Source organism: Bacillus sp. EB600 (genome assembly GCF_024494385.1).
Classification (GTDB): Bacteria; Bacillota; Bacilli; order Bacillales; family Cytobacillaceae; genus JAEVLT01.
Genome location: NZ_JAEVLT010000064.1, coordinates 1 through 13,363, shown reverse-complemented (window position 1 = coordinate 13,363; position 13,363 = coordinate 1). Strand labels below are relative to the sequence as shown.

Genomic DNA, 13,363 nt, shown 5'->3' with positions numbered 1-13,363 from the left:
TTCCTGGCAAAACCGATGTAGCACGGACGAAAGAACACTAGGCGGAATGTTTTATGAACTTTGTGATGAAATCAGTGACCTCGATTGGGCTATTGCACTTCAGCAATTAATCGAGCTTCTTGAAGATACCTTTAAAGAGAGTAACAAGAAAATTCAAAAGTTAATCAAAAGTCAACTACAACAATGGATCGCAGGCTTGCCCAGCTATATCAAGGCATACCTGCCTATTTCAGTGTGCGAAAGTTGAGTTATGAGAAAAAAACTTTGCACATAAAAATTATTGCAGTATGAAAACAATCCCAATAAAATAGACCAAATGCTGAAGCCAAGTTTATACAAAAAAGGAAACTGATATACCAATACCTAGTCACGCTTGAACCCTTTCTAGAAGATTTCGACAATAGCCGGATGAAGCTTGGATAGCACTACTGAGAACGAAATAAGTTATAATGAATAAAAAGTATTTTTGAGGTGAATAGGCATTGGATTTTTATTCAAACTCCGATGAACAAAAGGAAAAAGTGAATGAATATAAAGAAAGCGGCTACCCTACTAGACAAGAAGTAAAAAAGGAACGTGAAGAAAGAGAACATAACCAAAGGTCTATGGGCAGAGAAAAGGAAAATACAGATGAAGAGGATGAAACGAGAGTAAACTCGCCATCCAGAACATCAAAAAAGAGAATGAAAATGAAGATGCCCCGGCCCAACTTAAAACTAAAACTTGTTTTTAAGATTTTGGCAATAGCAGCTGCTTTTTTCAACTTCAAATTCATTTTGAACTTTATGAAAGAGCCTTTTAGTCCGTTTTATCATACCTTATTTGTGGTGGGCATATGTATAGCGATTAATTTTATTGCCGTTTGGATTCTGTTTCATAAAAGTTCGTATATTCGATTTTATCTTTCCCTATTTGCCATATTAGGATCGTTTGGGTATTATCTTTACGTAAATTACACAAATCAGTCCTTTCTGGGGAATAATCTGATAACTTCTGTACTTGTGGGTATAACAGTTTTGATGGCCATTAATCCGAAAGTAAATTATTACTTGAAAAGCTTTGTATTTCTGGTAGTACCCATTATAGGAATATATGTAAGCGGCAATAAATTCGCACTTGTATGGACTCTCATGTGTAATGCGGGATTGCTCCTATTCTTTAGAATATCAAAATCAAATAAAAAGGAAGATCGGACAAAAAGAAACCAAAAACAAACAGCCTGATAACTCCCACCGCTAAAGCAGTGGGGTTCTAGAATATAGTGGCAAACCGTTGCCTGGTACACTTCTAAACGGTACCCTTATCTTTCCTTGCGGATAGGTGTAACACGGAGGGATAAAAGCCCGGGAGAGATATCACATTGATGTCTTTCTCGGGCTTTTTTGTTAATAAATACATTTAAAAGGAGTTTCGACTTATGACATTTTTAGTTGAATTTAAATGGTTCATTTTAATTGGCTTGGAAGTACTGGCTTGGACTTTCACATTCTTCTTATTTTATGCTAGATACAGGCTTCAGTCGAATTTTTGGTTTAAAGTTGGGATGGTTTTATTTACAATCACTGGCGTCATCCCTCAAGTGATCATTGGAATTATTAATTTTATTGTCAAAAGAGAATTAGATATATTTACAATGGTTATCATCTTGCTTATTATTTACGGAGCCACAATTGGTAAAAAACAAGTAAAAAAATTAGACTCTTGGGCACAAACGAAATTTCAAATGAAAAACGCTGGAAATATAGATGAATCGTCTTAACATATTTTTTCTGCAAAATGGCCCGATTGCTGAATATATTATCATTTATTCATCAGGGGAAAGGGATTTTTTTACATACTATTATTCTTGTGGAAGGCTTAATTTCTTCAGTTAACTTTTTAAACGTAATTCCAACCCATTGTTCTTAGCACTTAATGATCACTCATATCTTCTGTACTTCCTATTTTGGGCATTCCGCCGATTTTATGATTAACCTGATTTATCAATATGTAGTGGAAACTTGCGAACAGGTCAGTCTTTCTCAGCCTGGAATTGCCCGAATTCCTATTGTGACAATTATGTTCATATCTTTTTTACAAGCATGTGAATTATCTAACAAATTATATTTCATTCGAGATAATAGAATTATAATAACAGTGTAATCAAGTTACTAATAAAACTTTTAAATAAAGGAGTCTTCCACATGTTTAATCGATTTTTAAGAGAAAACAAAATCGCTGCCGCTATCCTAACTGTCATTCGCTTGTATCTTGGCTATGAATTCTTAATTGCCGGCTACCATAAACTTGCAGCAGGAGGTTTCGATACATCTGGATTCTTAAAAGGTGCTATTGCCAATCCGGTGAAAGGTCCGGACGGCAGCATTGTCTATGCTACGTATGTTGGATTCTTAAAACACTTTGCCCTGCCAAATGCACACCTTTTCAATACGATTGTTCCATTAGGTGAATTTCTGGTAGGTTTAGGGTTAATACTTGGCTGCTTAACAACCGCCGCTGCCTTCTTTGCACTCGTAATGAACTTCTCATACGTAATGGCCGGTACGATTTCTACTAACGCACTTTGCATTCTACTAGGGGTCATCATTATAGCTGCCGGACTTAATGCAGGCCGGATTGGTCTAGACCGCTGGGTGATTCCATTCATCCGTAAAACTTTAGCAAAAGATCACAGCGCAGCTGAAAAATTAAGTGCTTAACTCAAAAGTCCCACATTCATGAACAATTTTCATAAATGTGGGACTTTTTAACAGTTTTTTATTAAACTATAAAAGCATTTTTAGAACTATAGAAGCTACTCGATTTGTTGTTTTCATTTTTTACTACAGCATTTTAAATATCCTCTAAAATAGAACGCCCGATGAATATGATAGATAGGGAGAAAGCAGTACATAAAGGTCGTTACAAAGTAACATTTGCGGTGCCTGACGCCAAATACATATTATTTTTTTAATCTTCCTGCTTTTTTTGCAGCCTCTTTTAAAATGACTTCAATTTGGGCGTTACTCCTGAACTCATCTTCCGCCCATTTTTCCAGCATTTCGTATAACTTTGGGTCGATTCGAATTAATGGCCAATAGACCTAATTTTGCAATAAAAAGTAGTCAATGACTCCTAGTATACTTTGCAGATAAGATTTCCCAATAGCTGGTAAGGCAATATCAAGGACTTTTTTTGCTTTGTTTGGAAGTCCCATATAAATCTCTACTTTCTTTTTTACTCTTTTGGGCTTAGTTTACCATAAAGGATTTTATATAACTCTTAACTGTAGCCTTGGTCGACTAATTCTTTTGGGTTTATTATAACTATGGCCAAAATAGAACTCCTCTGCTCTGGGGTTTACCCTCATAAACTTAACTGTTTACCCCTTACGATCAAGCTTTTTAAAAGAAACGACCGTATTAAATAAATTTTTAAATATTTAACCTATTAGATAAGGAGTAAGATTGTCAATTACTTCTTGTACTTGTTTAGCATTTTTTTGGTACATTTTTTTTGATTTTTCACATTCTGTTGAAAGTGAATATATTTCGAAATCTGCTTGTGTTTTCTTTAAACTTGCCAACAAAAGAGGACGTTGGGTTGGTGAAGGCACTTTTATTTTATCGTCATAAATATCTACTGTTAATTCTCCATAAGAATTAAGTTGACCAAGAAAAACATTGTCAATGGTAACTTCAAGTTTATCTAATTCTAACTGTAGCCATTCTCTGCTTTTACCTGATGAACGCAATGCCTCGTCTAGTATTGCTCCGTCCATAATAACAGTTTGAGGTTCTTTCTCATTTGCTGCTTTTATTTGTAAATCCTTTGAAGTTAATGGCTGGTTTTCTTTCTTTAATAAAGCACTAATCTTTCCTCGTGGTTCTAAAACTGCAAATTCCACATCTGCAATCTTAAAAATATTTTTCTGGCGAAGAAGTGAGGACAAGTCGTCAATGGTATATTTTTCTCTTTTTAAATTATCCTCTAATATTTTCCCACCTTCAATAACAACTGTTCCTGTTCCCTCAACCATATCACGGAACCTTTTGCTTTTTATTGAGTATAGGTTTACTAAAAAAGTAATAGACCCTAATATAAAAATTGCTAATCCTCCATAAAACATATTACTTTCAAGTCCTGTTACTACCTCACCTGCAACGCTTCCAACGGTAATGCCTACAACATACTCAAAGAATGTAAGTTGAGAAATTTGTTTTTTTCCAAGTAATTTTGTGGTTAAAAACAAAAAAATTATGAAAATAATTGATCTCGTAAAAATATAAATCCATCCTGGCATAATATTCACCCCAAATTATAAATGTATATATTATGATCCTAATGTTTATGTCCTATCCTCGTATTTTGAAGATCTAATTTTTCAACTCCCCCCTTGTATTAAAAGAGGCGTAGTTCATTTTTCATTATTTAGGGTCTAAATTAACCATAAAAATCTAATTTTATAATTAACTAAAGGGAGTACGACTTTTTATCCTTTTCATTAAACCAATAAAGATAACGAGAATAGCAATATCAAGAGCAAAAAAGTTGATCCAATTATGAATTTTGATTTCGAAAAAATCCTCTAAAAACAATATTGGGTTTCTTGTAATAGGATCTTTTAACATGTCTAGAATTGCAATATGTGCAATTAGCCCGCCAGCAATAAGCTGTATCAATGATGTTTTTGCCAAGACTTCAGTAAATGAATCTAATACAAAAAATACAGTAGACACGAAAAAATATACCCACCATTATAAATAGCAGCTTTTTTGAAAGCTCAGAGGTAATCAGAACGCTGTCTAAACAAACTGAAAAATCCGTAGCAAGCACAATCAACATCATTTGTATAATTGATATGCTCGGTATGGACCTTGCCCCATTATCTTGTTGAATTGTTTACAAACGCAATCCAGGTATTTCTGCTAAGAATTGAATAATCACTACATACAAAGTTCGGCTTATCGTCAAACATAAAACGATGTAAGATAACAATGGTTTTATCTGATAACCATATTTTCGAATAACTGCTGAAATGATCAGAAGATTATCCATATCGTTTATAACATTCATAAAATAAATTCTCAAAATATCTCCCAAATACTTCACACCAACCCTTCTTAATCAATTTATTTTTTATGAGGAAAAAAATTCAAATAGGTTACGGTAATATAGATTATTGTGACACCCAAAATGCTGCTCCCAAGGAAGTACAAAATTCCCAAATAAGGCTTTCCATTTCGAAAAAGTTCATAAATGTCATTCGCAAAGGTTGAAAATGTTGTAAATGACCCAATAAAACCAATAATGATAAATGTTTGCCAAATTTGCTGAGTAACTGATGAAGCTGCTTGGATTTTCAAAAAAAACCCAATTAAAAAGCACCCAAGAACGTTAATAATTAGAGTTCCTATTGGGAAGCTGGTTAATATCCAGTCTTGAATCAATGAGGATAACAGATACCTTGAAACAGCCCCGATGGAACCTCCAAACGCAACCAAAAGAATTAGGTTAAATCGTTCCATTAATCGCTCCCCCTAATTTTTTTCTTTACAAAAAAAACAGACTCCTACCAGAAAAAAGTATCATTTTTCTGGTAGGAGTCATTAGCCTTACGGCGGTTATGGCGAACTCCATCGCCGATTCAATTATGATATACTTCAATATACATCGCTCTTTTTAAAAATATGTCATCTAAATATTTTTAAATTAGACCGTTGGTTAGAAGATAGAAGTCCCAAATCCATGTTTTTGATCAATATGGTACATGTTTAATAGGATATATTGAGTGAATGACCCCTCCTTAACACCCTTTCGGGTTGTTTTGAAGAAGGGGCTTCCTGATTCATCAACTGTAGCATAGTGGGGTTTTCCCAATATACCTTACACAATCTCCACAGGCGTAGATTATACTGTTCGGACACAACCTTGCCCTACAGTAGTGATTGATATTCAGTTTGCCACAAGCAATTCTTCTAATGCCTTTTGTAGGATGTTTAATGCAGCGTTATAGTCCCGATCAATCACCGTCCCGCATTTTGTGCAAATATGAGTGCGAATAGAAAGAGACTTCTTTACTCGATTGTTACAACAAGAGCAATCTTGAGAAGTGAATTTTGGTTCTACCTTGATAAGCATACCACCATTTCTTTCACATTTATAAGCAAGCATGTTTCGGAACATACCCCAACCAGCGTCGGAAATAGATTTAGCTAATTTCCTGTTTCTGACCATGTTTCGGATATTTAGATTTTCTACAGCAATAACCGAATAATCTTCCGTTAAGTTGAAGCTTAATTTGTGAAGAAAGTCTTTTCGTTGGTTCGCAACTTTTTCATGGAATTTCCGAACTCGCTGTACTTGTTTGATGTAGTTTGCAGAACCCTTTTTCTTTTTTGAAAGTTTACGTTGCGCCTTTTTTAGTTGTTTTTCCTTTTTTCGAAGAAATCTGGGGTTATCATACTGTGAACCATTCGAAAGGACTGCATATTTATTGAGTCCAACATCTATTCCTATTGTGTTATTTGTATCAATAGAGGCTGATAACGCTTGTCTTTCGACAGAGAAAATAGCGTACCATCTTTTACCTTGACGCTTAATGATCGAGTGAAGAAATTTTAAACGGGGTAAGAAGGTGGTTAACCAGCCTAAGATTAAACTCCCGGCCATATTGGTTAAAAATGTAGCTAATGGAAAGTCATGAAACCACCATTGATTTAAAATATAGCCCTACAAAATAACGTAACAATGCCCCTATAATTCCAGCAAATCCAACATAAAAATAAATCATGATGCTCACCTCAATCATTAGTTCCCCTAAAATAAACAGACTCCTACCAGTAATAAAACGAAAAAATACTGGTAGGAGTCATTAGTCACAAGGACGGTTATGGCGAACCCCATCGTCGATTCAATTGGTAATATTATAAACAAAAATTTTTTAAAATCCAAATATTTTTTTGATTTTATAAATTTTTATACTGCAGATTCTGTACAATATAAAAATTTAGCTAAGTCTATGTAAGCAAAAACAGGAGGAATCATAATGACCTCCTGTTTTATACCTTCACATTTAAAAAGCTCTCCTTTTTTTACTTTGGTTCTGTTAAAGTACTTGTCAGCCTTACAATTGTCTGACCATAGTTTTTAGAACGTCCTCGTAGCGCCGTTCGTGTCTGTGATAATCATTTCTCCTCCATCAATCCGTCGAATTAAGTTTCTCACCAATCCCAATTAACTATTGACCGTTCTTTTTTCCCTTGACGCAATATAGGAAGGTCTTGGTTCTTGACCCGAGAACGGGGAAACAAGCTTATTTTCTACACTATTAAAAACGAAGAATACATTGCTTCTTGGATAAGGACTAATATTACTATTGGACCCATGCATAATATTGCAATCAAATAAGATGATCGATCCGGCAGGTCCAGTGGGAGCCGCGATGCCCTTTTCTTTAACCAGTTTTGTCAGGCTGTCATTATCAGGTACACCGATTTCTTGCCTTCGAAGCGAATTTTCATAGTTTGCTTCCGGTGTTTTACCTACACAAGATACAAAATATTTGTGAGAACCAGGAACAAGCATGAGTGGTCCATTGAACGGGTTATTCTCTGTTAAGGTAATCGAGCAGCTAATCGCCCTCATTTGCGGCATACCGTCTTCCACATGCCATGTTTCAAAATCGGAATGCCAATAAAATTCCTTCCCCGTAAAACCGGATTTAAAATTGATTCTGGACTGATGAATATAAACTTCACTTCCGAGCAGCTGTTTTAAAACTTCAACAAGACGCTTATCCTCAGACAAGGATTTGAAGAATTCTTCATGTTCATGCACAGCAAAAATCGAGCGGACTTCCTGACTTTCGGGTTCCCGAATCACTCGCTTATCACTCCGGTCTCTACTGGATTCCAAGACCTTTGAAAGTTCAGCCCTCATAACAGCTACTTCGGTTTCGCTAAAAAAATTCTCCAGAAATAAATAACCATTCTCTTCAAAGGAATTTAATTGTTCATGATGTAATGGGCCCGGTTTCTCTAGAGGAGAATAGACAACAGGGTCCTTTCTTTTCAATATTGTTGGCTTATCTCCTACTCTTGAGGGATATAAATCCATCATTCTATTAGACTCCTTTCTTTATGATTAAATTTTTGCTTCTGCTTCAGGGCGGGGATAGGCACCTTCTTCATCATGGGTCTCCCTTCCTGTACAAGGAGGATTAAACACACAAACCATTCTCATATCGGTTTTTGCCCGCAAACGATGCTTTTCATGACCATTAAGGCAATACATCGTTCCAGCCTTAATTGAATAGCGCTTTCCATTGATGAGATCCTCCAATTCTCCTTCCCCCTCAATACAGTAAACCGCTTCTACATGGTACTTATACCAAAAGGTAGACTCCGTACCTTCATGAATAATCGTATCGTGAAGGGAAAATCCCACTCCATCCTTTTTTAAAAGAAAACGCCGGCTCTCCCAAGTCTCTCCAATCACATGATCATTGGACCCTTTCACATCTTCTAAAGATTTAACAATCATTGTAAATACCTCCTATTTATTTAAACTTTCCTTAACACTTGCTTCAATAATCGCAAAACCGCGCTTTAAGCCGTCATGGTCAATAATTAATGGCGGCATGATCTTAAATACCTCACTATTTGGCCCGGAAGTCTCCATTATCAGGCCTTTTTCAAAGGCATGTTGACAAATCTTTTCCGCTAATCCTTTAACATCGCAGGCAATTCCCCTCATAAGACCTCTGCCTCGAACCTCACCCTGCAATTCAGGATATTTATTGATTAAATTCACCAGAAATTCTTCGACTATTTTCCCTTTTTTTATTATTTCTTGACTAAAAGCGTCCGTTTCCCAAAATGATAACGCCTCTGCCGCTGTAATAAAAGCTAGATTATGGCCTCGGAATGTCCCGTTATGCTCACCAGGTTCCCATAGGTCATATTTAGGTTTGATCAACGTTAAAGCCATTGGAATTCCATAGCCGCTAATGGATTTTGATAAACAAACAATATCTGGCTGAATACCTGCCGGTTCAAAACTAAAGAATGGACCAGTACGCCCGCATCCGACTTGAACATCATCGACGATTAGCAGGATATCCCAGCGACGGCAGATTTGCTCAATTCGTTTCAGCCATTCTTCGTTAGCGGTATTTAAACCGCCTTCCCCTTGAAGGGTTTCGAGAATAATAGCCGCCGGAAGAGCGACCCCGCTGCCGTTATCTTCGAGAAAACGTTCCAAATAATCGACAGTATCGACATCATCCCCTAAATATCGATCAAAGGGCATAGCCACACCGTTATGCAGCGGGATACCGGCTCCAAAACGTTTAAAGGAATTTCCTGTGATTGATAAAGATCCCAAGGTCATGCCATGAAAGGCATTTGTAAAACCGATGACCAAATCACGTCCAGTTACTTTCCTTGCAATCTTTAGGGCGCTTTCAACGCTGTTTGTTCCAGTAGGTCCAGGAAACATCACTTTATAGTCAAGTTTACGTGGCTCAAGAATTATTTTTTTAAACTTTTTTAAAAAATCTGCTTTTGCTTTGGTCGCCATGTCAAGACTATGACTTATTCCATCATCAGCTATATAACTGAGTAATTTCTCCTTCATCTCCGGGGGATTATGGCCATAATTTAGCGCACCTGCGCCTGCAAAGAAATCAATATACTCTTTTCCATTTGTATCCCAAAGGGTATACCCTTTTGCTTTTCCAAAAGTAACAGGGAAACTGCGAATATAGCTTCGTACTTCGGATTCCAATTCTTCAAATATACTAAGCTCCGATTTTAGCTCTTTTATAGCTTGCAAACAAACACAACCTTTCTGAATTTTCAATCTACTTTCGTTACAAAAATGCACCTAAAGGATGTTATCATGCGATTATCCATTAAAAAGGACCAATTCGGTACATTTGCTCAGCTTCATGTCCGGGTTCCGGAAATAAGTCTTCAGAAAAACATTCTGTAATATTACAAGAGCAATTCAAGTGTTTTGCCAGTCCCTTAAAGAGGGATTGGGATGGAAGGTTGGAAGGAGAAATCGTAGCTTCCAAATTGTGAATATTTTCACAACCTTTTCGTTTTAACAGCTCTTGTAATAGTTTTCTTCCTAGTCCCTTTCCTCGATAAGACTCGTGAACAGCTACTTGCCAAACAAAGATGGTATCACGTGATGAAGGGGGACGAAACGCGGACACAAAGCCAATAATTTGCTGATCTTCTTCGGCGACGGCACAAGTTTCAGGGTAGAATTCACAGAGCATAAGATAAGAATAGGTTGAATTTAAATCTAATGTCCGGATACTCTTGATTAATTTCCAAATGTTAGCACCATCTGTTTTCGTTGGTTTTCGAATACGATGAGAAATCAGTTTATCGGATTCTCCTGTTTTTACAGCATTCAATAATAGTAATCCTCCTTTTTCCTATTTACTTACAATATTAATCTTAACGAATAAAACGTATCAGCGTCAAAGCGCATTTAAAAGGATAATTGGATAAATTCAGGGCTATATGGGACTCAGAGGAACTGAGCTACCTCTACTTCCAATATCCCCATGTATCCTCCTTATCGCTTCAATTTACAAAATGTTTAAATAATTTATTAAAGTGAAAATAATGTTTCCCCCACCTTATACCCAGGTAACCCTCAAAATTAAAAATAAGAAGACTGGCCGGTTTTCCAATCGTTGAAGTTAGGAGCATCGCTATTCCGTACTACCAATATTAATGGTTGTTAAAACAGATTAATTTACCTAATCTAAATATGCTCTTTTATATTCAAAAAACACGCTGAATTGAAATCAGCGTGTTTTTTAAATTAATGACTAGCAACCTTCTCAAGACCACCTGGCTTGTTATGAACAGCAATTCTGTCAATAAGTTTATTGCTTTCAGTATTTAATCCTTTTAGATTTACCTTGACACCATTTTGATGGTATTTGATAACCACTTTATCAATGGCTCTCACAGCAGAATCATCCCAAAGGTGAGCGTTTGATAAGTCCAAATCAATTTCATTTATGTCTTCTTTATAATCAAAACTGTTTACAAAGTCAGTTACAGATGCAAAGAAGAGCTGTCCAGAAACATGATAAACCTTCTTATGAGAACCTTTTGCAGAAAGACTGGTTACTTTCACTTTTGAAATCTTTGATGCAAAGAAAATTGCACTTAGAATAACCCCCATTAAAACTCCCATAGATAAATTATCCGTTTTAACTACTGTAATAACAGTCACTATCATAACAATTGTATCTGTAATTGGCACTTTTCGTATTGTTTTTAGACTCGACCAATCAAATGTACCGATTGAAACCATAAACATAACACCGACAAGTGCAGCCATTGGAATCTGTACCAGGAAACCTTGTAGCGAGACAATGAGTGTTAATAAAAACGCACCCGCAACAAAAGTGGACAAACGACCTCTACCACCAGATTTAACATTAATTACTGTTTGTCCAATCATTGCACATCCAGCCATTCCGCCAAAACCCATTGATCCAAAATTAACGAGTTTATCCCGATAACCATATTCAGTTATCGTTTCCTAATCTACTTTCTTTGGAAGAACAGTCCGATAAATTTTAGGTGCAAATAACAATAATTTACAGGTCAATCCTTAATTTTAAATTAAGTATAGGTATTCAGGACTTAAAATTCAGTAAGCTACATTACCTTTTTTTGTTTAGTAATGTCATTTACACTCAAGTTGTTTTTCTCCCGGTTCCGCATACAGCTTTAACGCTCTTTTAATTTCCCTGGTATCTTGCACTTGCATTGCCAGTGCTTCACTTTGGTGATAAGGCTTGTCATAACTTTCTTTGCTATGTGCATAAAATGCATATTAGATCAATATCTTTTAAAAGGAGCCCGATGCAATGAAAACCAAACCCATGACCATCTTCATTATTATCCTCATTCTTGGTGTTGCTGCCTATCTGGATTCGCCTTATTCTTTTATAAACAAAAATTACTCGTACACCGCTAGCTTACTAGCAGTTGCCCGTCCAATGGACCAAGCCTTGTCAACTGAAACACCAGATACAGAAGAAAAATTAGTTAACAAGGTAAAGGAAAATGGTTATATGGTTGAAACGTACCGAGAATATGATGTGTATAAGGATGATAATGGGAACGTTACAAAAGAAGTACCAACATCACACTACGATGAGCTAAAATATTGGGATTATAAAAACAAAAAGAAATGACCCCCAAGAGTCATTTCTTTTTTCTTATTAATTCAATTTTATCAAAAAAGTATATTTTATAATTGCCCCAAAGCCCTTTGTTTTCAATGTTTTTTTCAAACTTAGGACATAACCTTACTTATGTTCAATATAAAAGGCACCCTTTACTAAAAAGGATGCTACCTCAGATTTCATAAAAACAATAATCACTTAGTTTCGACCGTTGAAATGACTAAATGATTGTGATCAACATCTACATGATATTGTTTTCCATTTGCTGCTTTTACCGAATAAATCGAATCACCACCAAAAGCCTTGTTTTTGGAATATAGTTGATATGAGACCAATGTTGTATCCTTATTTTGCATCGTTTGGCTTAGACTTCCTACAAGAGTTGACTGGTTTATATAGATTGAAAAACAGATGAAAATTATGACCCCAGCTACCACTGCACAAAGAAAAAACCAGCCCTTTTTGTTGTCTTTAGACATGAGTTTCCTCCCAAACTATTTTTCTTCCAAAAAAAACAATAATTATTTTAATTATTCAGGTTAAATATTATTACTCAACTTTCGCACCTAGAAAAATGTAATGAATTTAAATGGCTGTAAAGTTCGGAGCCTCCGAAATATTGTGCTTGACCTTAAAAATAGGCATTAAAAAACACCTCATCGTTTGGTATAGTTGATTTGACTAGAATCACAATATCCAAACAGAAGAGGTGCCTCCTATATGATATCGAAAAACGGTCAAAATAAGCAACTACCAAATGAACTAACATCCACATTTAAAGAATTACAGGTGCTAAAACATCTTAGAAAAGCTGGTATTACAAAGACTTTCGGCTTTTCTTGTGGTTTTCTTTTTCAACTGATTTTTTGTTTAATCTTTGAAAACAAGAACTGGTTTCGAACTCTTGAAGGTAAAAAATCTGCCGATTTTCCTGCTAAAGACGCCGTTTATCGTTTCCTGAATAGGTCTACCTTTGCATGGCGTAGATTTTTACTATTTCTTAGTGCTCACACGATTGGCAAAGTAACGAGACTCTCGAATCATGACAGACCGAAGGTCTTGGTGTTAGATGATTCTTCGTATGATCGAAATCGTAGTAAATCCGTCGAGTTACTAGCCCGTTGTTTTGATCATGCTTCCCAAAAAATGCGT

Annotated in this window: 15 protein-coding genes, 3 pseudogenes and 2 riboswitches; of the genes and pseudogenes, 6 read left to right on the top strand and 12 right to left on the bottom strand. The window is 35.9% G+C overall.

Translation table 11 applies throughout. The features are described from left to right. The 4 genes and pseudogenes from JN080_RS27485 to JN080_RS27470 all read left to right on the top strand — a co-directional run. Positions 1 to 247: pseudogene (locus JN080_RS27485) on the top strand (IS4 family transposase); the annotation flags it as partial. Positions 248 to 482: 235 nt separating this feature from the next. Continuing rightward, positions 483 to 1,223 carry a hypothetical protein gene (locus JN080_RS27480; protein ID WP_256239137.1) on the top strand — a complete coding sequence of 247 codons (741 nt, stop codon included), beginning with the start codon at positions 483 to 485 and terminating at the stop codon, positions 1,221 to 1,223. Positions 1,224 to 1,417: 194 nt separating this feature from the next. Further along, positions 1,418 to 1,759, top strand: a complete 342-nt coding sequence (locus tag JN080_RS27475; protein ID WP_256239136.1) for a hypothetical protein — start codon at positions 1,418 to 1,420, stop codon at positions 1,757 to 1,759. A 424-nt stretch (positions 1,760 to 2,183) separates the two neighbouring features. Continuing rightward, positions 2,184 to 2,699, top strand: a complete 516-nt coding sequence (locus JN080_RS27470; RefSeq protein WP_256239135.1) for a DoxX family protein — start codon at positions 2,184 to 2,186, stop codon at positions 2,697 to 2,699. A 242-nt stretch (positions 2,700 to 2,941) separates the two neighbouring features. On the opposite strand, the gene JN080_RS30200 is transcribed toward JN080_RS27470, so the two are convergent. From JN080_RS30200 to JN080_RS27420, 11 genes and pseudogenes are all read right to left on the bottom strand, one after another. Further along, positions 2,942 to 3,040: a type II toxin-antitoxin system antitoxin gene (locus tag JN080_RS30200; protein WP_483861554.1), complete on the bottom strand. Its 99-nt coding sequence runs from the start codon at positions 3,038 to 3,040 to the stop codon at positions 2,942 to 2,944. A gap of 381 nt (positions 3,041 to 3,421) precedes the next feature. Next, positions 3,422 to 4,282, bottom strand: coding sequence for a DUF421 domain-containing protein (locus JN080_RS27465; RefSeq protein WP_256239134.1), 861 nt, complete (start codon positions 4,280 to 4,282; stop codon positions 3,422 to 3,424). Positions 4,283 to 4,448: 166 nt separating this feature from the next. Next, positions 4,449 to 4,718, bottom strand: coding sequence for a hypothetical protein (locus JN080_RS27460; RefSeq protein WP_256239133.1), 270 nt, complete (start codon positions 4,716 to 4,718; stop codon positions 4,449 to 4,451). Positions 4,719 to 4,881: 163 nt separating this feature from the next. Then, positions 4,882 to 5,091 (bottom strand): hypothetical protein, encoded by a 210-nt coding sequence (locus tag JN080_RS27455; protein WP_256239132.1) that lies wholly within the window; start codon positions 5,089 to 5,091, stop codon positions 4,882 to 4,884. Positions 5,092 to 5,111: 20 nt separating this feature from the next. Then, entirely contained in the window at positions 5,112 to 5,507 is a 396-nt protein-coding gene (gene crcB / locus JN080_RS27450; protein WP_256239131.1) for a fluoride efflux transporter CrcB, read from the bottom strand. Between the two features lie 65 nt (positions 5,508 to 5,572). Continuing rightward, positions 5,573 to 5,632: riboswitch (Fluoride riboswitch) on the bottom strand. 302 nt (positions 5,633 to 5,934) lie between these two features. Then, the gene (locus JN080_RS27445) at positions 5,935 to 6,651 is read right to left on the bottom strand and encodes an RNA-guided endonuclease InsQ/TnpB family protein (protein WP_375141793.1); all 717 of its coding nucleotides are present in this window, start codon (positions 6,649 to 6,651) and stop codon (positions 5,935 to 5,937) included. 186 nt (positions 6,652 to 6,837) lie between these two features. Further along, a riboswitch (Fluoride riboswitch) is annotated at positions 6,838 to 6,898 on the bottom strand. A gap of 317 nt (positions 6,899 to 7,215) precedes the next feature. Then, complete coding sequence (gene thpD, locus JN080_RS27440; protein ID WP_256239130.1) at positions 7,216 to 8,100, bottom strand: ectoine hydroxylase; 885 nt, start codon at positions 8,098 to 8,100, stop codon at positions 7,216 to 7,218. A gap of 24 nt (positions 8,101 to 8,124) precedes the next feature. Further along, the gene (locus tag JN080_RS27435; RefSeq protein WP_256239129.1) at positions 8,125 to 8,523 is read right to left on the bottom strand and encodes an ectoine synthase; all 399 of its coding nucleotides are present in this window, start codon (positions 8,521 to 8,523) and stop codon (positions 8,125 to 8,127) included. Positions 8,524 to 8,535: 12 nt separating this feature from the next. Continuing rightward, entirely contained in the window at positions 8,536 to 9,816 is a 1,281-nt protein-coding gene (ectB, locus tag JN080_RS27430) for a diaminobutyrate--2-oxoglutarate transaminase (protein ID WP_256239128.1), read from the bottom strand. Positions 9,817 to 9,895: 79 nt separating this feature from the next. After that, entirely contained in the window at positions 9,896 to 10,411 is a 516-nt protein-coding gene (gene ectA, locus JN080_RS27425; RefSeq protein WP_256239127.1) for a diaminobutyrate acetyltransferase, read from the bottom strand. Between the two features lie 416 nt (positions 10,412 to 10,827). Further along, positions 10,828 to 11,511, bottom strand: a pseudogene (locus tag JN080_RS27420) (SulP family inorganic anion transporter); the annotation flags it as partial. 379 nt (positions 11,512 to 11,890) lie between these two features. Between JN080_RS27420 and JN080_RS27415 the strand changes: the two are divergent. Then, complete coding sequence (locus JN080_RS27415) at positions 11,891 to 12,220, top strand: hypothetical protein (RefSeq protein ID WP_256239126.1); 330 nt, start codon at positions 11,891 to 11,893, stop codon at positions 12,218 to 12,220. A gap of 185 nt (positions 12,221 to 12,405) precedes the next feature. On the opposite strand, the gene JN080_RS27410 is transcribed toward JN080_RS27415, so the two are convergent. Beyond that, complete coding sequence (locus JN080_RS27410; protein WP_256239125.1) at positions 12,406 to 12,690, bottom strand: hypothetical protein; 285 nt, start codon at positions 12,688 to 12,690, stop codon at positions 12,406 to 12,408. A gap of 241 nt (positions 12,691 to 12,931) precedes the next feature. On the opposite strand from JN080_RS27410, the pseudogene JN080_RS27405 reads away from it, so the two are divergent. Further along, positions 12,932 to 13,363 (top strand): annotated as a pseudogene (locus JN080_RS27405) (IS4 family transposase); the annotation flags it as partial.